Genomic DNA, 19,385 nt, shown 5'->3' with positions numbered 1-19,385 from the left:
CTGCAGGGAGAAGTGTCGGCGTCACAATTGGTGTTTTGACCGTAACAGCAATGCCGCTACTGCACACCCGACCAACGCCAGGCACGCCAGGTAGAACGCATCACTGTAAGCCAGCAGGTAAGCCTCCCGCCGAATCGTCCCGGCCAGCCCCTCCAGCATCTGCTGCTGGTGCGGCAACCAGCTCTGTACTGTCTGGTTGATGCGCTCTTGCACGCCAGGCGCGAACACTGTCACCTGCTCGTGAATGCGCTCGCTGTGAAAGCGCTCACGGGTGGCCACCAGTTGCGTCAACCCGGCCGTGCCGATGGCTCCCCCCAGGTTGCGCAGCATGGAGAACACCGCCGAGGCCGAGCCGGCTTCACGCTTGTCCAGCCCGGCCACCGCCAGCACCGACAACGCCACCATGATGAAAGGCTGGCCAAAACCGCGCACCACCGTGGACGGGATGATCACGTTGTCGGCACTGTCGGCGCTCAGGCTAGCCCCCAGCCAGCAGCCCAGGGCCATGATCAGAAAGCCGCTGGCGACCATGAACTTGGCGCTGGTCCAGCCCATCAGCCGGGGCATCAACGGCGCCAGCAGCAGCTGCACCACGCCATAGGCGATCAGCGCCACGCCGACATCGTGCGCGCTGAAACCCTGCAGCTGCGACAGGTAGTTGGGCACCAGAAAAACCAGGCCGAATGTGGCGGCGCCAAAGATGAACATCGCCACGCTGGCGACGCCGAAGTTGTAGCGCCCGAGCAAGCGCAGGTTGATGAAGGCGCGCTGGCCGAACAGCTGGGTCACCACGAACACCACCAGGGCAATGGCGGCGACCACACTCATGGCGACGATGAATGGCGAGCCGAACCCGTCCAGCCGGCCGCCTTCTTCCAGCACGATCTGCAAGCCACCCAGGCCGATCACCATGGCGGCGATACCCAGCCAGTCACCTTTGCGTAGCAGCTCAAGCTTCATGGGCTTGGCCTCGATCGACCAGGCGATGGCGAACAGCAGCGCAAGGCCGGGGAACAGTTGCAGATAAAAGATCCAGCGCCACGAATAGGCATCGGTCAGCCAGCCACCAATCGATGGCCCGGCCGCCTGCGCCACGCTGTTGGCCAGGCTGAACAGGGCCATGCCCATGGCCATCTTGCTGGCCGGCAGTTCGGTGATGATCAGCTGGAACGACAGGGGGATCAGCACCGCGCCCGCAGCACCCTGGATCACCCGGATGGCAATCATCGCCTCCAGGTTGGGCGCCCAGGAACAGGCCACCGAAGCGATCAGGAAGATGAGCGAGCCGGTCCACATCACCCGGCGCAGCGAGAACACGTCCACCAGCCAGGCCGTCAGCGGAATCATCACGATTTCCGCTACCAGGTAGGCGGTGGAAATCCAGGAGCCCTCCTCGAAGCTGGCGCCCAGCGAGCCGCGGATTTCCGGCAGCGCGGCGCTGGTGACATGCACGTTCATGCCGGCCATGAAGCAGCCCAGCAGGCCGCCGAGCACCGCTACCCAGGCGCGCAGTGTGACCGTTGGTTCAGTGCCCATCGGCGACCTCTGCGGGGCGCGTGTCGACCGTGCTCACCACGGACATGCCGGGCAGTACCTGCGGGCCATCCAGCGGTGTGTCCAGCAGAATACGCACCGGGAAGCGCTGGACAATCTTGGTGAAGTTGCCGGTGGCATTGTCCGACGGCAGCAATGCGAAGACATTGCCGGACGCTGGCGAAAAGCTGGCCACATGGCCGCGCAGTGGCTGGCTGACGAAGCTGTCGACGCGGATTTCTACCGGCTGCCCCGGGCGCATGTTGGCCAACTGGGTTTCCTTGAAATTGGCCACCACATAGGCCTGCTGCAGGGGTACCACGGCCAGCAGCGGCTGGCCCGGCACCACGTACTGGCCGGCACGTACGCGGCGTTGGCCGACCACGCCCGTGATCGGTGCGCGGATCACGGTGTCCTGTTCGTCCTGCTCGGCCAACTGTTGGCGGGCCTGCGCGCGGGTCAGCGCTGCCGCGCGCTGTTGCAGTTCGGCGTCAGCCTGGGCTGACCGGGCCTTGGCCATGGCCAGTTGTGACCGTTGTTGGCGCAGCGCGGCCTGGGCACCTTGCAGCGCAGCTTGTGCCTGGGTGGCATGGGCGCTGGCGGTTTCCAGGCGCTGCACGGTCGCGGCCTCGTCTCGCACAAGGCCACGGTAGCGTTGCATGTCCAAGTCACTGCGCCGCTGTTCGGCAGTGGCACTGCGCATGGCCGCTTCAGCCTGCAAGATGGCTTGTTGTTGCTGGTTGATACGTTCGCTGGCCACCTGCTGGCGGGCCTGGGCGGCGATCAGTGCCGCCTGGGCCTCGGCCACACCTGCCCGTGCCTGCTCGAGGCGGGCGCGGTAGTCGCGGCTTTGCAGGCGTACCAGTACATCGCCGGCCTTCACGGGCTGGTCGTCAGCCACTGCGACCTCGGCCACGTAACCGGCCACGCGTGGGCTCAGGGCCACCCAGTCGGCGCGCACGTAGGCGTCGTCGGTGGTCTCCAGGTAGCGGCCGGTGGTGAGCCAGTAGCTGGTGAAGGCCAGCAGGGCGATTGCTGCCAGGCTACCGCTGGCGGTGTAGGCCAGGCGGCGACGGGATCTGGCTTTGGCCCGCGGTTCAGTTTCGGCGGGTGCGGTTTGTTCTACGGCGACATTCATGTTCGGTTTCCATGCTTGATTTTTGGGGCTGCTGTGCAGCCCTTCGCGGGCACGCCCGCTCCCACAGGGATGGCGTTTTCTTCGGGCGCTGCGCAGTTCCTGTGGGAGCGGGTGTGCCCGCGAAGGGCCGCTAAGCGGCCCCATTTGTTGTTACCTGGAGCTACCACCGCCCGCCCAGGGCGCGGAACAGGTTGACCTGTGCCTGCGCCAGCCGCCCTCGGGCTTCTACGTGGCTGGCCCGCAGGCGGATCAGTTCTCGCTCGCTGTCGAGCAAGGCCAGCCCGTCCAAGGTGCCGGCGCGGTAGTTGCCCTGGGCCAGGGCATAGCCGCGCTGGCTGTGCGCCAGGGCTGCATCCAGTGCCTGCAACCGCTGCCGCTCACCGTCATAGCGTGCAAGGGCCTGGCGCACGTCCTTGAGCGCGCTCAGCGCCATACCGTGGTAATGGGCAACCTGCGCCTGCTGCAACGCCTCGGCTTTGCCGACCCTCGCGCGGTTGGCTTTCATATTCGGAAACTCCCAACGGATCAGCGGGCCAATGCCGAACATCACCGCGCGGCTGTCGCCGAGGTTGGCCAGGTGATGGTCCGAGGAGGTCAGCGAAGCGCCGAAGCTGACCTTCGGATACAGGTCGGCCCGGACGATGTCGGTTTCCAGGGTGGCAGCCTGCAGCTCCCGTTCTGCCTGGCGCACATCCGGCCGGCGTTCGAGCAAATGCCAACCATCGCCGGCCGGTAGCGGCGCCGACAGCGTGGGGATGGTTGTGCAAGTGGTGGTGTCGGCCAGCGAGGCCTGGCCACTGAGCATGCCAAGTTCGTAAAGCGCCATCTGCCGCCCGGCTGCGAGCATCGGCAGCTGCGCCCGCACTTGTTCCCGTAAGCCCAGCAGGCGCTCGCTGTCGAGGGCAGTGGCCACGCCGGCCTGGCGCTGGCGTTCGCTTAGTTGCACGCTGTGGTCGAGGGTTTGCAGGGACTGCTTAGCCTCGTCCAGGCGCGCCGTGTAGATGCACTGGTCGAGGTAGGCGCGGCTGGTCTGGGCGACCACTTGCAGGCGCACCAGATCCAGCGCCGCAGCGCTGGCTTCAGCCTGGGCCCGGGCGCGCTCGATGGCAGCACGCACCTGGCCCCAGACATCCACCTGATAGGCCAACTCGATGCCTGGGTTGAATTGCCATTGCGACGGCGCGTGGCTGTCGGTCGCCTCGGCCAGGGTCTGGTCATCGGCGCTCTTGCCATAGGTGGCGGCAAAGTCCATCGAGGTTGACGGCCAGCGCCTGGCATCGAACTCGCCTATCCCCGCCAGCATGGCCTGCACATTGGCTTCGGCCTGGGCCAGGTCCTGATTGTGCGCCAGGGCTTGCTGTACCCAGTGGTTAAGTTGCGGGTCCTGGAACAGCGCCCACCATTGTTGGGGCAATGGTTGCCGGCTGACACCCGCCGGCACATTCGCCAGCGGGTTGGCCAGCAGCGCTGCGGGTGGCTCGGCAGGTGCGGGTTGCCGGGTGCACGCCGCCAGCACGCCGAGTATGGCGAGTACGGCAAACCGGGCAGGGGAGGGAAATGAAGGCAGTAAGGGCATCACACATGTCGCTCAAGGGTGGTGATGCGAGGTTAACGAGGGTGGGGCGCCCGCCGCTGCCGCAAGCGGGACAACCCTGCGCGCAAGTGGGACAACCTGGAGCTCAGTACCCGCGCGCGGTACTGTTTTGCCAATCACTCGGCGCGTAGCCGAGGATGCGCTTGAACATGGCGGCAAAGGCGCTGGCGCTCTGGTAGCCGTGCTCCAGCGCCACGTTCAGGATCGGTTGGCCATCGGCCAGGCATTGCTGGCTGAGCATCACCCGGGCACGGGCGCGCCATTCGCCATACGACATGCCCACCTCACGCTGGAACAGCCGTGCCACGCTGCGGGCACTCATGTTCAGTTGCGCGCCGCATTGTTCCAGCGTCAGGTCCTGGGCCGGGTCCTGCAGGAAGCGCTCGCACCAGGCGCGCAGTTTCGCCTGGTGCGGCAACGGCACAAAGGCATCGATGCGCCTGGCAGTGGCCAACTCAAGCCGGATCAGCGCCCGCACGTGCTCGCCGTCACGCAGGTCGAGCATGCGTGACGCAGCCAGGATCAGTTCGTGCAGCAGGCCGGTTACCACGATGACCTGGCAGCGCTCGATACGTGCTTCGAGCAGCAAGGTCCGCATGCAGACCACGCCTTCCATGCGGATGCCATGGCTGACCCCGGCGGGCATCCACAACGCATGCCCGCCAGGGATCACCCAGCTACCGCCTTCGCTGCTGACCCGCATGACGCCGCTGGCGGCGTAGATCAGCTGATCTTCGGCGTGGCAGTGGCTGGCCACTTCTTCGCCGTGTCCGTAGTCCATTTCCAATGCTTGCATGCGGGGCATCCTCGGTATTGGATCCGATTATACGGCGGTTTATTGATGCTTGATTGCGAAGGTTGGCGGTTCGGCGCAATTATTCATCGCCTGCGAGATCGAGCGCCGCCCGCGCGGCGCTTCGCGGGGCAAGCCCGCTCCCACATGTGTTTTGGGGCCAATTCTGCCTGTGCGATTTGCGCGCGAACGCCTTGGCGCATGACTCGATATCGCGTCGGACAAACAAGGCGGTCGCGCGCACCTGTCACAGGAATGATTGGCCCCAAAACACAAGCGGGCTTGCCCCGCGAAGCGCCGCGCGGGCGGCGCTCGGTCTTGTAGGCGCTGAAAATGTTGCGGCAAGCACCTGGTGGCCCTGACCGATCCCTTGGCAGGCACCTCAAAGCCATCCCCTGTAAGACATTTCTGAACATGAAACCAAATGCTTCAGAATCAACCCGCTTAGGAATTATCCTACGCGCGCTGCTGAACTATCGCCGTTGCCGGCGAAGTACCTCAGGGATAACGTTTTCGCGTCGCTCCGGCGACCGGGCATGAGAACCCGACAGTCAAGCTAGCAGCACCTTCATGGTGGCCGTACGTGGGCGGGCTTTCGCCTGGCCGGGCCTTTGCTAGCTTCTGCCCGGTTTTCTCACACCTGCGTACGGCTGCCGCCTTCAATCCATGAGAAAGATTCAGGTGGTGGTTCCTTCCCTAGAAGCTGGAATTACACAATGAAAAAGTTCGTCCCCGATCCACAGGATCTGCTGCGGGTCCAGCCCGGCATTCCTATCGATGATGCCTATGAGCAAGTTTCGATCCTGCTGAGCTACATCAAGCATCTGCTGCGCGAAGGCGATATGGAGGACGACCACAAATTCCTGGGCGCCGCCGATTACCTCACGGCGTTGGCCAAGGCATTGATGAACGAAGTCGAACTGACCAAAAATACCTTGCGCTGAACGGCTGCCCTGGGGGGCCGCTTTGCGGCCCTTTTTGCGACACATGGCCCGATGGACCGGTCCATCGCGGTGTGTGCCTTCTAGTCATGTCTTGGTGGGCAAGCTCATATGCAGCAAGGGGAACGGCCGGCCTTCGCCATCCAGCGGCGAGCGGCCGGTCTGGACGAAGCCGTAGTGCTCGTAGAACCCTGTTGCCTGGGGGTTCTGCTCGTTGACATCGACACTCATCGCGTTACGCGACTGGCGGCCAAAATCCAGCAGCGCACGGCCAATACCCTGGCCATGTCGCTCGGGGTCGACGAAGAGCATTTCCACGTGGTTTTCATTGAAACCGATGAAGCCCAACGGCTGGTCATCGGTATCTACTGCAACCCACAGCTCGACGGCCGGAAAGTACACGTCTTGCAGCTGTGGCAACAGCGCGTCGATGTCGGACGGTTGCAGAAAGTGGTGTGTGGCGCGTACGGCGCGCAGCCAGATGTCGAGCAGCAGCGGGAAGTCTGCAGCAATGCCTTGGCGAATGATCATAGGGTCATCCTGAATGTATAGATGGCAGATGGGCGCGCCAAAAGGTGGCGGCCATGCAGGTGTCGGCATCATGAATGACCGCTTCGCGATTTAACGCCTGGGCGGTGCACGGCAGGGGAAGCCGGAAGGGAAGATGGCAGAAGGTTACCCGGATTGCGCAGTGTGGGGCAATGCAGCCTGAGTCGGGTTTCCGGTTTTTACTCGACCGCAATCCATATCGATGCTGGAATTGAGTCCGCACGTCATGGCCATGGCCGGGAGCCCCAATGAACCGCAACGAACTGCGCAAAGCCGATATCAACCTGATGGTGGTGTTCGAAGCCCTGATGCAGGAGCGCAACCATGTCCCCGGTTGAAAATGTCAACGATGTCTCCGGTCTGTACCCTGGACAAGCCCGCTCCCACAAGTAGCGTGCTTGCGCCCTCATAGAACGACCGCCAGCCCGTTGATCCAGCACGGGCTTTGTGGGAGCGGGCTTGTCCCGCGAACACCGGCAAAGCCGGTGCCAGGCACCGCCTGTTCCATTCGCGGAACAAGCCTGCCCCCACAAGTGGCTTACCTGCCGTCTTTGTTCTCTGCACAATCTCCCACAACTGCGTCGTGATCGCTTAGAACGTGCCTTGCAAGGTCACCATGAAATTGCGTGGCTCACCATAGAAATTGCCCCACGCCGGCGCACCGATGGTGGCGTAGTACTTCTTGTCGAACAGGTTGTTGCCGTTTAGCGCGACTGTCCAGTTCGGGTCGATGCGATACTGCACGCGGCCGTTCCATACGGTGTAGCCTGCCTGCTCGACGCGGGTAGTGCCGGTGGTGCGGAAGTTCTCGCTCTGGCTGTTCAGGCCGGCGCCGACGGTGAAGCGCTCCAGTGCACCGCCCAGCTGGTAGTCACCCCACACCTTGAGCATGTGCCGCGGGATGAAGCTGGAGGTGAAGGTCAGCTCGGTGGGGTCGCTGTCTTCGATGGTATTCAGGTATTTGGTCTGGGTGTAGGTGTAGCCTGCAAGCAGCTGTAATCGCTCGATCGGCGAGCCGCTGATCTCAGCCTCGAAACCCTGGGCACGAACCTTGCCGCTGTCGGTGTAGCAATAGCCGTCGCCTGACGGGCAGGCTTCGTTGTAGTCGGTTTCCGCACGGTGTTTCTCCACAGTGCGGAACAGGTTGAACGAGGTGTTCAATGCGCCGTCAAGCAGTTCGCCCTTGATGCCAATCTCGTAGTTTGCACCGGTCTTGGGCTGAAGCGACTGCCGCTCGGCGTTCACCTTGTCGCTCTGCGGCTGGAAGATGTCGGCGTAGCTGGCGTAGGCGGTCCACTGCTCGTTCAGGTCGTACAGCACGGCGGCGAACGGCGTGACCTGGCCGTTTTCCTGGCTACGGTTATTCACCCAGTAATCGTAGAGCTGGGTATAGGAGTCGCTCTTGTTGCGGTACCAGCTGACCCGTGCGCCCAGCACCAGGGTCAGCGGCTCTGCCAGCTTCAGCCGCAGGTTGGCGTAAGTGCCATATTGAGTGGTGGTGGAATCGGTTGGCACGCTGCCACCGCGGCTCGGGTTGACCAGATAATCGCCTTTGGACGGGTGTGGGAAGTTCGAGGTTGGGTTGAATGGGTCCTGCTTGGCGTTCAGCAGCATCAACGCGAAGTAATCATGGGTTTTCTGCCGGCTGGCGTTGGCGCCGATGATCAGCTCGTGCTGCAAGCCGAACGCCTCGAACTTGCCATCGACATAGCTATCGAAGCCGTAGTCGTCCTGGTCGTAGTCGAAGCGGCCGGCGCGCACGTTCATGCTGGCGGTGCTGGCGCCGACCGGCACCGTACCTTCGGAGTAGGCGTATTCGATGTCCTGGGTGTTGTGGGTGTAGATCGAGGCGAAGTTCAGCGTCCAGTCATCATTGAAGCGGTGCTTGAGGTCGGCAAAACCGGTAATACGCTGGCTTTGCAGGTCGTTCCAGCTGGCCCCCAGGCAGGTAGAGCGCGACAGCTTCAGGTCACTGCCATTGGCGTAGCGTGGCAGGCCGGAATAGCACGGTGTGGCATCGACATCCTCGTAGGCCAGGCCAAAGCCAAGGGTGGTGTCGGCGGTGACGTCCCAGTCGATGGCACCGTACAGTATCTGGTCCTGGCGCTTGGCCGTGTCATAGAAGTACTGGCGGTCCTGCAGCGAGGCCACGGCGCGCCCGCGCACGGTGCCCGACTCGTTCAGCGGGCCGCCTACATCTACTTGGCCGCGGTAGTTGTCCCAGCTGCCGGCAGACAGGGTGACGGTGGTGGTGGCCTTTTCCTGGCCACGCTTGCGTACGAAGTTGACGCCGCCGGCGGAGGAGCCGGAGCCCTTCATCATGCCGGCCGCGCCCTTGAGGATTTCGACGCGGTCGTAGAACGCCATGTCGCTGGAAAAGCTGTTGGCCTGCACGTAGTTGCCGCCCACGTCCAGCGGCACGCCGTCATACTGGTACTGGCCGTCCAGGTTGAAACCACGGGAGTAGAAGTACTTGCCGCCCATGGGCGAGTCGTACACGGTGATGCCCGGGGTCTTGTCCAGCACCTGTTCCAGCGTATTGAGGTTCTGGTCGTCGAGCATCTTGCGGGTCATCACGGTGACCGACTGCGGGGTTTCCTTCAGCGTGTGCACGCCTTTGCCGATGGTTACTGCACGTGCCGTGTACGATTGGGTGCCCTCGCTGGTGGCGTCCAGCCGGTTGGCATCGATGTTCAGTGGGCCCAGTTCCATGGCCGCGCCGTTGTTGGCAGGCATCAGCACGTAGCCGCCATTGCCCTGGCGTTGTGCCTGCAAGCCGCTATTGGCCAACAGCCGCACCAGCCCTTCATCGATGCTGTAGCTGCCTTCCAGGCCGGCGCTGCTCAAGTGGCGGGTCTGTGCGGTGTCGAACGAAATGGTCACGCCCGCCTGCACGCCGAACTGGGTGATGGCATTGCCCAGCGGGCCAGCGGCGACGTGGTAGGCGGTCTGGCTTTGGGCCATGGCCTGGGCAGGCATCAGCAGCAGGCCCGGCGCGCTGGCCAGGGACATGCCGAACAGCACCAGGCGTACGGCCTGGCTCAGCTTGGTTGCAGGGGTAGGGTGCAGGTGAGGCATTTCGTGATCCTTCCGAGTCATGGCAGAAAGTCGCTGTCGTCGCGGCTTGTGTCAGGGACGGACGAGAATCGAAATCAGCAAGATTGCGGCGAAAGTTTTTTCGCAATTGCTCAGGCGGGTTCCACACTCACCCAATAGCGGCTGAGGTAGCGCAGCTTCACGGGCAGTGTTTTTGGCAGGTTGGCCAAGGCGATATCGGTGTCGTCGATGCGGAATGCGCCGGATATGCTCATGGCCTGGATCGACGAGGCGCAGCGCAACACCCCTGGCCGATAACGCCCCAGCTCTTCGAGGAAGTCGTCCAGGCGCCAGTCGTTCACACTCAACATGCCATGCCGCCAGGCAGTCGAGTCAACGGGCAGGGCGTGCGGGGTGGCGAAGTCATTCTGGTCAAAACTCACCTGCTGCCCGGCTTGCAGTTGCAGCCGCCGCTCAACGTGGCGCTGCGGGCGAACCTCGACACTGGCCTGCAGTACCCCGACGCGCGTCTTGTGCGCGAGTTTGCGGATGCTGAACTCGGTGCTGCGGGCAAGGATACTGCCGTCCTCGGTGTGCACGATGAACGGACGGTGCTGCACCTCGCTGACAGGCCTGACCAGTATTTCTCCCTGGTACAGCTGAATCGCCCGCACCTTCGTGTCATAGCGTACATCCAGCGCGGTACCCACGTTCAGCTCCAGCTGCGAGCCGTCCGCCAGCGCTAGGGTGCGTCGCTCACCCGTGCCGGTGCGTTGCTGTGCCAGCAAGGCGCGATAGGGCACCTGTTCGGCTGCCAGCCAGCTGCCGCCACCCATGGCAACCAGCAGGCCCAGCACTTTCAGCACATCGCGGCGCTGCGCCTGCGCAGCGCCAAGGCTGGACAATGCTGCTTGCGCGGGCACCATGGCCCATTGCTGCTGCAGCTTCTCCACCCGCGCCCAGGCGGCAGCGTGGTGCGGGCTGGCCTGCAGCCATTGCCGCCACGCCTGGGTGCGGGTCTCGTCGCAGGCGCCATCGTTGAGCTGCACATACCAGGTGGCAGCGGCTTCGAGTGTCTTGAGATCCATCGCGTTCAGCCTTCAACTACCAGCAGGCAGCGGGTCATCGCCTTGATCAGGTGGTTCTTCACGGTGGTAACCGACACGCCGAAACGCTCAGCCGCAGCACCGTAGGTCAGGCCTTCAAGTTGAACGGCAAGGAAAATGGCGCGGGTCTTGGCGCCGAGTTCGTCGAGCAGGCTGTCCACGGCCACCAGCATTTCTATGATGGACAAGCGCACCTCCGGCGAGACGTCAACCGGCTCCGGGCGCAGGGCCAGGGCTTGGAGGTAGGCTTTTTCGATGGAGCGACGGCGGGCTTTGTCGATCAGCAGCGCGCGGGCTATAGCGCTGAGGTAGCTGCGCGGCTCGCGGATCGGCAACGGATTACGCGCGGTCATTACCCGCAAGAACGTGTCGTGCGCCAGGTCGGAAGCATCGGCGGCGTTGCCCAGGCGGGCGCGCAGCCAGCCCTTCAGCCAGCTGTTGTTTTCGCTGTACAGCTGGTGCAGGGCCTGGGGATCGAGCGTCGACATGCGTCAAGACCGCAATATTAATGGGAATTGATCGCATTGTCGTAGTAGGGCGGGCTGATTGCAAGGATCGTGTGCATGCACACAGCCTTGTGGGAGCGGGCGTGCCCGCGAAACAGGCAACACGTTGGATGGCACCGGCTCTGCCGGTGTTCGCGGGCATGCCCGCTCCCACAGAGGTTGCGCCAGCTTCTGGATCCTGAGCAAGGCAGTTGCTCACACAAAGGCAGGACGCACACATTGAAAACGTTGTTAGAACCCGGCCTCCAGGCTCAGCAGCTCCTGCACCGTCTGCCGCCGGCGAATCATCCGCAGCGCCCCGTCCTCGATCAGAAACTCCGGCAGTAACGGCCGGCTGTTGTAGTTCGACGACATCGATGCACCGTAGGCGCCGGCATCATGGATCACCAGCAGGTCGCCCACCTGTGCCTGGGGCAGGTCCTGCGGGGTCAGTTCCTGGTCATCCTGGGTGAACACGTCACCCGATTCGCACAATGGCCCGGCCACAACAGTCGGCTGCCGTGGGCGGTCCACCGGCTGGCCGTTGGCGTCGAGCAGGGTCATGCCGTGATAGGCGCCGTACATCGCCGGGCGCATCAGGTCGTTGAAGCCGGCGTCGATCATGACGAAGGTATTGCGGCCCACTTGCTTGACGGCACGCACTTCGGCTACCAGGTAGCCCGACTCGGCCACCAGGAAGCGCCCAGGCTCAATCTCCATGCGCACGGGGTGACCCAGCATGGCTTCGATTTCCTTGCGCGCCACCGCCCAGGTCTGGGCGTAGCGCTGCAGGTCGACCGGCTTGTCAGTGCTGCGGTAAGGGGTGGACAGCCCGCCACCTATGGAGAACGCCTCGATGTCCACGCCCAGGCGGCCGATCAGCTCGATCATCGAGCGAGCCACCTGTTCCAGGTGCTGGTAGTCCACCCCGGAACCAATGTGCATGTGCACGCCTACCAGGTGCAGGCCATGGGCCTTGATGCATGCCAGCGCCTCGTCCAGTTCCTCGTGCCAGATGCCGTGCTTGCTGTTTTCGCCGCCGGTGTTGGTCTTGCGGCTGTGGCCATGGCCGAAGCCCGGGTTGATGCGGACCCACACGCGGTGGCCGGGCGAGCGCTCACCCAGTTGGCGCAGCATGTCGATGGAGCCGGCGTTGACTTCGATCTTTTCTGCCACCACGCGCTCCAGGGTTGGCCGGTCCAGCGCGTCGCACGTCAGCACCACGCCGGCAGGATCACCGTCCACGCTTGCACCCGCAGCGAAGGCCCGCTCCATTTCACCCAGCGACACGGCATCCAGCACCAGGCCGTGGGCGCGCATCAGGCGCAGTACGTGCAGGTTGGGGTTGGCTTTCTGGGCGAAACGCACGGTGTCGAAAACGTTCAGTTGCTCGACACGCTCAGCGATGGTGCTAGCGTCGTACGCCCACAGCGGCGAGCCGTGCTGGCGAACCGCCTCGGCCAGGAGGGTGAAGGGTGCGGTCATGGTGGCGCAACTCATATAAGGAAGGCCACAAGGATGAGCCAAAGCGGGAATTCATAAAAATAGCTATTTTTCCGTCAGTCATTCATATCTGATATACCCATCGTCTACTCATCGGGTATTGCCGTGAAACTGTCCGTGCGCCACATCGAAGTGTTCCGCGCCATCATGGCCGCCGGCAGTGTTACCGGTGCGGCGCGCCTGCTGTTCACCTCGCAGCCCACCGTTAGCCGCGAACTGGCGCGGCTGGAGCAGGTGACTGGCCTGAACCTGTTCGAACGCGAGGGAGGGCGCCTGGTGGCGACCGCCCAGGCGCTGCTGTTGATCGAAGAAGTCGAGCGCGCCTACGTCGGGCTGGAGCGGATCGATCGCTTTGCCCAGGCCATCCGCAATTTCGAGCAGGGGCGGCTGGCCATCACCTGCCTGCCGCTGTTCTCCCAGACCTTGCTGCCCAAGGCCTGCCAGCGCTTCCACCAGCAGCACCGCGGCGTGAGCGTGAGCATCCTGGCGCAGGAATCGCCGTTGCTGGAGGAGTCACTGGTCGCCCAGCAGCATGACCTTGGCCTGACCGAGGTGGAGCAGATACCGCGCGGCGCTTATGGCGAATTGCTGTTCAGCGCCAACATGGTGTGCGTGCTGCCCGAGCATCACCCGTTGCAGGCCAAGGCCGAGTTGGAGCTGAGCGATTTTCACGAGGTCGATTTCATCAACCTGGCCAGCCTGGACACCTACCGGCAGCGCCTGGACCAGCACTTTCGTGCGGCGGGGGTGAACCGCCGCACGGTGATCGAGACCACCAGTGCCGCCTCGGTGTGCGCCATGGTCAGGCAAGGCCTAGGGGTGGCGATCATCAACCCGCTGAGCGGGCTGGAGGCGGCACAGGGCGGGTTGCCGATCCGCAGGTTGCGGGTGTCGGTGCCGTACCAGGTGATGCTGATACGCCCCGACCACCGGCCGGCATCGGCAGCGGTGGAGCCGTTTTGCGAGGCGCTGCGGGTGCAGGCTAAAGCAATGCAGGCAGCATTGCGCTAGCGCCTGGCTCTCCCAAGGGGTTTTGTGCTGCCTGTACCGGCCTCATCGCCGGCAAGCCAGCTCCCACAGGTGCTGCACATGGCTTGAGGCAGAGGTGGTCGGGGTGGGCGCTGGCTTGCCGGCGATGAGGCCAGTACAGGCAACAACGGTCGGTCCTATGTGCAATCTGCGGTTCAGAGTTCGCAGACGAAGGTCCCGGTCCCGGTCAGGATGTTTTCCAGGGTTTGCTTCACTTCGTCCAGGTCACTCAGGTCGCTGGTGAGGTGGATCTCCAGCACCTCGTCCCCCTTAAGCGCATCCTGGTCGCCGGCCGCCACTTCGATCAGCAGGCGCTTGGCACTCAGCGTCACCTTCAGCCCATCGAGCGTCGACGGCTCGTCATCCAGGGTCAGGTCGACGGTGTCTTCGTCCGGGTAGCGGGTAAGCAGGAACATCTGACCCTTGTCGCTGTGGCAGCACAGGGTCGCCATGTTGTCTTCCTCGTCATCGCAAGGGGTGGCGAACAGCAGGGCGGTGTTGATTTGCATGAGCAGGCTCGGATCAAAGGAAACGGAAGGGAATTCTGACAGTCTTGCGTACAGGCATAAACGTAAAGTTACCGCCCCTTGACCGAAATTGTCGCAGCGCTGCAAGCGTTGATGACCGATCAGTCGTTAAGCTTCGCCGAGCCCTGAGCGTGCCTGTGCACGTTCGACGCCTGGTTTTACCGTCCGCCTTGCCACGGGTTGGCTATCGTTGATCCGTACACGGCGCACGCAGCGACGCTTCAATTATTACAAAGCCCAAGCGGAGTACCACAGATGGCGTTCTTCACCGCAGCCAGCAAAGCCGACTTCCAGCATCAACTGCAAGCGGCCCTGGCGCAGCACATCAGCGAACAGTCCCTGCCACAAGTGGCGCTGTTCGCCGAGCAGTTCTTCGGCATCATCTCTCTGGACGAACTCACCCAACGCAGGCTTTCCGACCTGGCCGGCTGCACCCTGTCAGCCTGGCGCATCATCGAGCGTTTCGACCCCGAATACCCGCAAGTGCGGGTGTATAACCCTGATTACGAACGCAACGGCTGGCAATCGACCCATACCGTGGTCGAAGTGCTGCACCACGACCTGCCGTTCCTGGTCGACTCGGTGCGCACCGAGCTCAACCGCCGCGGCTACAGCATCCATACCCTGCAAACCACCGTGCTCAGCGTGCGCCGTGGCGCCAAGGGCGAGCTGCTGGAGCTGCTGCCCAAGGGCACACAGGGCGAGGGCGTGCGTCATGAGTCGCTGATGTACCTGGAGATCGACCGTTGCGCCAATGCCGCCGAACTGACCGTGCTGACCCGCGAGATCGAGCAGGTGCTGGCCGAGGTACGGGTGGCCGTGGCCGACTTCGAACCGATGAAGGCCAAGCTGCGTGAAGTGGTGGCGCAGGTGGAGCAGACCGCCTTTGGTCCTGCCCAGAACGAGAAGGGCGAGGTCAAAGCCTTCCTCGAGTGGCTGCTGGACAACCATTTCACCTTCCTGGGCTATGAAGAATTCACCGTCAAGCGCGACGCCGACGGCGGCCAGATGGTCTACGACGAGCAGTCGTTCCTCGGCCTGCCGCGCCGCCTGCGCGTGGGGCTGACGGCCGAAGAGCTGCGCATCGAAGACTACGCCGTGGCCTACCTCAACGAACCACTGTTGCTGTCGTTCGCCAAGGCCGCACTGCCCAGCCGCGTGCACCGCCCGGCCTACCCGGACTACGTGTCGATCCGCCAGCTGGACGCCGACGGCAGAGTCATCAAGGAACACCGCTTCATGGGCCTGTACACCTCTTCGGTGTATGGCGAAAGCGTGCATGCCATTCCGTACATCCGTGTGAAGGTGGCTGAAGTCGAGCGCCGTTCGGGCTTCGACGCCAAGGCCCACCTGGGCAAGGAACTGGCCCAGGTGCTGGAAGTGCTGCCGCGCGACGACCTGTTCCAGACGCCGATCGACGAGCTGTTCACCACCGTCATGGCGATCGTGCAGATCCAGGAGCGCAACAAGATCCGCGTGTTCCTGCGCAAGGACCCTTACGGCCGCTTCTGCTACTGCCTGGCCTACGTCCCGCGGGAAATCTACTCCACCGAAGTGCGGCAGAAGATCCAGCAGGTGCTGATGGAGCGCCTGAAGGCCAGCGACTGCGAATTCTGGACCTTCTTCTCCGAGTCGGTGCTGGCACGCGTGCAGCTGATTTTGCGGGTAGACCCGAAAAACCGCATCGACATCGACCCGCAGCAGCTGGAACGCGAAGTGATCCAGGCTTGCCGCTCGTGGCAAGACGACTACTCGACCCTGGTGGTCGAGAACTTTGGTGAAGCCCAAGGCACCAACATCCTGGCCGATTTCCCCAAGGGCTTCCCGGCCGGGTACCGTGAGCGCTTCGCCGCGCACTCGGCGGTGGTCGACCTGCAGCACGTGCTGAACCTGTCGGAAAGCAAGCCGCTGGCGATGAGCTTCTACCAGCCGCTGACCCAGGTGGGCGAGCGCATCCTGCACTGCAAGCTGTACCACGCCGATACGCCCCTGGCGCTGTCCGATGTGCTGCCGATCCTGGAAAACCTCGGCCTGCGTGTGCTCGGCGAGTTTCCGTACCGCCTGCGCCATGCCAATGGCCGCGAGTACTGGATCCACGACTTCGCCTTCACCTACAGCGAGGGCCTGAGCCTGGATATCCAGCAGCTCAACGACACCCTGCAGGACGCTTTCATCCACATCGTGGGCGGCGATGCCGAGAACGATGCCTTCAACCGGCTGGTGCTCACCGCCGGCCTGCCATGGCGTGACGTTGCGCTGTTGCGCGCCTACGCCCGTTACATGAAGCAGATTCGTCTGGGCTTTGACCTGGGCTACATCGCCAGCACCCTGAACAACCACACCGACATTGCCCGCGAGCTGACCCGGTTGTTCAAGACCCGCTTCTACCTGGCACGCAAGCTCACCCAGGACGACCTGGACGACAAGCAACTGCGCCTGGAGCAAGCGATCCTGACCGCGCTGGACGACGTGCAGGTGCTCAATGAAGACCGCATCCTGCGCCGCTACCTGGACCTGATCAAGGCTACCCTGCGCACCAACTTCTACCAGCCGGACACCAACGGCCAGAACAAGTCGTACTTCAGCTTCAAGTTCAACCCCAAGCTGATCCCCGAACTGCCCAAACCAGTCCCCAAGTTCGAAATCTTCGTCTATTCGCCGCGGGTAGAGGGCGTGCACCTGCGCTTTGGCAACGTCGCCCGTGGCGGCCTGCGCTGGTCTGACCGTGAGGAAGACTTCCGTACCGAGGTGCTGGGCCTGGTGAAAGCCCAGCAGGTGAAGAACTCGGTCATCGTACCGGTCGGCGCCAAGGGTGGCTTCCTGCCGCGTCGCCTGCCGCTGGGGGGGAGCCGTGACGAGATCGCCGCGGAAGGCGTGGCGTGCTATCGCATCTTCATTTCCGGCCTGCTCGACATCACCGACAACCTCAAGGACGGCGGCGTGGTGCCTCCGGCCAACGTGGTGCGCCACGACGATGACGACCCGTACCTGGTGGTGGCGGCCGACAAGGGCACGGCGACTTTCTCCGACATCGCCAACGGCATTGCCATCGACTACGGCTTCTGGCTGGGCGATGCGTTCGCCTCGGGCGGCTCCGCCGGTTACGACCACAAGAAGATGGGTATTACCGCGCGCGGCGCCTGGGTTGGTGTGCAACGCCACTTCCGCGAGCGCGGCATCAACGTGCAGGAAGACCCGATCACCGTGATTGGCGTGGGCGACATGGCCGGCGACGTGTTCGGCAACGGCCTGCTGATGTCCGACAAGCTGCAACTGGTGGCGGCGTTCAACCACCTGCACATCTTCATTGACCCGAACCCGGAGCCTGCGTCCAGCTTTGCCGAGCGCAAGCGCCTGTTCGACCTGCCGCGTTCGGCCTGGAGCGATTACGACACCAGCATCATGTCCGAAGGCGGCGGGATTTTCCCGCGCAGTGCCAAGAGCATCGCCATCAGCCCGCAGATGAAAGAGCGCTTCGCCATCGAAGCCGACCGCCTGACCCCGACCGAGCTGCTCAACGCGTTGCTCAAGGCACCGGTCGACCTGTTGTGGAACGGCGGCATTGGTACTTACGTGAAGGCCAGCACCGAAAGCCACGCCGATGTTGGCGACAAGGCCAACGACGCGCTGCGGGTCAATGGCAACGAACTGCGCTGCAAAGTGGTGGGTGAGGGCGGCAACCTGGGCATGACCCAGCTCGGCCGGGTCGAGTTCGGCCTGAACGGCGGCGCCACCAACACCGACTTCATCGATAACGCCGGCGGCGTGGACTGCTCCGACCACGAGGTCAACATCAAGATCCTGCTCAACGAAGTGGTGCAGGGTGGCGACATGACCGAGAAGCAGCGCAACCAGCTGCTCGGCAGCATGACCGACGAAGTGGGCGCCCTGGTGCTGGGCAACAACTACAAGCAGACCCAGGCGCTATCGCTGGCGGCCCGTCGTGCCCGCGAGCGGATTGCCGAGTACAAGCGCCTGATGGCCGACCTGGAAGCCCGTGGCAAGCTGGACCGTGCCATCGAGTTCCTGCCGTCCGAAGAGCAGTTGGCCGAACGCCTGGCGGCCGGCCAGGGCCTGACCCGCGCCGAGCTGTCGGTGCTGATTTCGTACAGCAAGATCGACCTCAAGGAACAGCTGCTTAAGTCGCTGGTGCCAGACGACGACTACCTGACCCGCGACATGGAAACCGCCTTCCCGCCGTCGCTGGTCAGCAAGTTCGCCGACTCCATGCGCCGCCACCGCCTGAAGCGTGAAATCGTCAGCACCCAGATCGCCAACGACCTGGTCAACAACATGGGTATCACCTTCGTCCAGCGCCTGAAGGAGTCGACCGGCATGAGCCCGGCGAACGTGGCCGGGGCCTATGTGATCGTGCGCGACATCTTCCACCTGCCGCACTGGTTCCGCCAGATCGAGGCACTGGATTACCAGGTGCCGGCAGAAGTCCAGCTGACCCTGATGGACGAACTGATGCGCCTGGGCCGCCGTGCCACGCGCTGGTTCCTGCGCAGCCGCCGTAACGAGCAGGACGCTGGGCGTGATACCGCACACTTCGGGCCGAAAGTCGCGCAACTGGGGCTCAAGCTCGATGAACTGCTCGAAGGCCCGACCCGCGAACGCTGGATGGTTCGCTATCAAGGCTTTGTCGACGCCGGTGTGCCAGAGTTGCTGGCGCGCATGGTGGCGGGTACCAGCCACCTCTACACCTTGCTGCCGATCATTGAAGCAGCCGACGTCACGGGCCACGACCCGGCGCAGGTGGCCAAGGCGTTCTTTGCCGTGGGGAGTGCATTGGACCTGACCTGGTACCTGCAGGAAATCAGTAACTTGCCGGTTGAGAACAACTGGCAGGCGCTGGCCCGCGAAGCCTTCCGCGACGATATCGACCTGCAGCAGCGGGCGATCACCATCTCGGTCTTGCAAATGGCCGATGCGCCGGATGACATGGACGCCCGTGTGGCATTGTGGGCCGAACAGCACCGGGTCATGGTGGAGCGCTGGCGCGCCATGCTGGACGACCTGCGCAACGCCACCGGTACCGACTATGCGATGTACGCGGTGGCCAACCGCGAGCTGGTCGACCTGGCCATGAGCGGGCAGGCGGCGGTGGTACCGTCCTGAGCCTTGTGGTGCGGTAAAACAAAGCCCCGG

The 19,385-nt window shown here is 63.6% G+C and carries 13 protein-coding genes; 3 read left to right on the top strand and 10 right to left on the bottom strand.

Going from position 1 to position 19,385, the window contains the following annotated elements; all coding sequences use genetic code 11:
- Positions 1-21: 21 nt before the first annotated feature.
- From J3A71_RS21225 to J3A71_RS21210, 4 genes are all read right to left on the bottom strand, one after another.
- Positions 22-1,536: a DHA2 family efflux MFS transporter permease subunit gene (locus tag J3A71_RS21225; protein WP_060519055.1), complete on the bottom strand. Its 1,515-nt coding sequence runs from the start codon at positions 1,534-1,536 to the stop codon at positions 22-24.
- Positions 1,526-2,671: an HlyD family secretion protein gene (locus J3A71_RS21220; RefSeq protein WP_209953219.1), complete on the bottom strand. Its 1,146-nt coding sequence runs from the start codon at positions 2,669-2,671 to the stop codon at positions 1,526-1,528. Before J3A71_RS21220 ends, J3A71_RS21225 begins: the two co-directional genes overlap by 11 nt.
- A gap of 160 nt (positions 2,672-2,831) precedes the next feature.
- Positions 2,832-4,247: an efflux transporter outer membrane subunit gene (locus J3A71_RS21215; protein ID WP_082422047.1), complete on the bottom strand. Its 1,416-nt coding sequence runs from the start codon at positions 4,245-4,247 to the stop codon at positions 2,832-2,834.
- Between the two features lie 103 nt (positions 4,248-4,350).
- A complete protein-coding gene (locus tag J3A71_RS21210; RefSeq protein ID WP_209953217.1) occupies positions 4,351-5,061 on the bottom strand; it encodes a helix-turn-helix transcriptional regulator in 711 nt (236 codons plus the stop codon).
- Between the two features lie 713 nt (positions 5,062-5,774).
- Between J3A71_RS21210 and J3A71_RS21205 the strand changes: the two genes are divergently transcribed.
- Complete coding sequence (locus J3A71_RS21205; protein WP_016485578.1) at positions 5,775-6,002, top strand: DUF3077 domain-containing protein; 228 nt, start codon at positions 5,775-5,777, stop codon at positions 6,000-6,002.
- 84 nt (positions 6,003-6,086) lie between these two features.
- Here the strand turns inward: J3A71_RS21205 and J3A71_RS21200 are convergent, their stop codons facing one another.
- The 5 genes from J3A71_RS21200 to lysA form a co-directional block, all read right to left on the bottom strand.
- Positions 6,087-6,530, bottom strand: coding sequence for an acetyltransferase (locus tag J3A71_RS21200; RefSeq protein WP_209953215.1), 444 nt, complete (start codon positions 6,528-6,530; stop codon positions 6,087-6,089).
- Between the two features lie 609 nt (positions 6,531-7,139).
- Positions 7,140-9,626, bottom strand: coding sequence for a TonB-dependent siderophore receptor (locus J3A71_RS21195; protein WP_209953213.1), 2,487 nt, complete (start codon positions 9,624-9,626; stop codon positions 7,140-7,142).
- A 110-nt stretch (positions 9,627-9,736) separates the two neighbouring features.
- Positions 9,737-10,672 carry a FecR domain-containing protein gene (locus J3A71_RS21190; protein WP_209953210.1) on the bottom strand — a complete coding sequence of 312 codons (936 nt, stop codon included), beginning with the start codon at positions 10,670-10,672 and terminating at the stop codon, positions 9,737-9,739.
- A 5-nt stretch (positions 10,673-10,677) separates the two neighbouring features.
- Positions 10,678-11,178, bottom strand: coding sequence for a sigma-70 family RNA polymerase sigma factor (locus J3A71_RS21185; protein WP_016485582.1), 501 nt, complete (start codon positions 11,176-11,178; stop codon positions 10,678-10,680).
- A gap of 249 nt (positions 11,179-11,427) precedes the next feature.
- Positions 11,428-12,660: a diaminopimelate decarboxylase gene (gene lysA, locus J3A71_RS21180; RefSeq protein ID WP_060519048.1), complete on the bottom strand. Its 1,233-nt coding sequence runs from the start codon at positions 12,658-12,660 to the stop codon at positions 11,428-11,430.
- Positions 12,661-12,783: 123 nt separating this feature from the next.
- Between lysA and J3A71_RS21175 the strand changes: the two genes are divergently transcribed.
- Positions 12,784-13,689 carry a LysR family transcriptional regulator gene (locus tag J3A71_RS21175; RefSeq protein ID WP_070086965.1) on the top strand — a complete coding sequence of 302 codons (906 nt, stop codon included), beginning with the start codon at positions 12,784-12,786 and terminating at the stop codon, positions 13,687-13,689.
- Positions 13,690-13,862: 173 nt separating this feature from the next.
- Here J3A71_RS21175 and J3A71_RS21170 read toward each other — a convergent pair whose 3' ends face one another.
- Positions 13,863-14,216: a hypothetical protein gene (locus J3A71_RS21170; protein ID WP_016485585.1), complete on the bottom strand. Its 354-nt coding sequence runs from the start codon at positions 14,214-14,216 to the stop codon at positions 13,863-13,865.
- Between the two features lie 273 nt (positions 14,217-14,489).
- Here J3A71_RS21170 and J3A71_RS21165 point away from each other — a divergent pair, with 273 nt between their 5' ends.
- Positions 14,490-19,355, top strand: coding sequence for an NAD-glutamate dehydrogenase (locus J3A71_RS21165; protein WP_016485586.1), 4,866 nt, complete (start codon positions 14,490-14,492; stop codon positions 19,353-19,355).
- Positions 19,356-19,385: the final 30 nt, after the last annotated feature.

The organism is Pseudomonas sp. PvP089, assembly GCF_017875165.1.
Taxonomy (GTDB): domain Bacteria; phylum Pseudomonadota; class Gammaproteobacteria; order Pseudomonadales; family Pseudomonadaceae; genus Aquipseudomonas; species Aquipseudomonas fortuita.
Note: the sequence above shows the minus strand (reverse complement) of the source record. Positions and strands in the feature narration are given on the sequence as shown.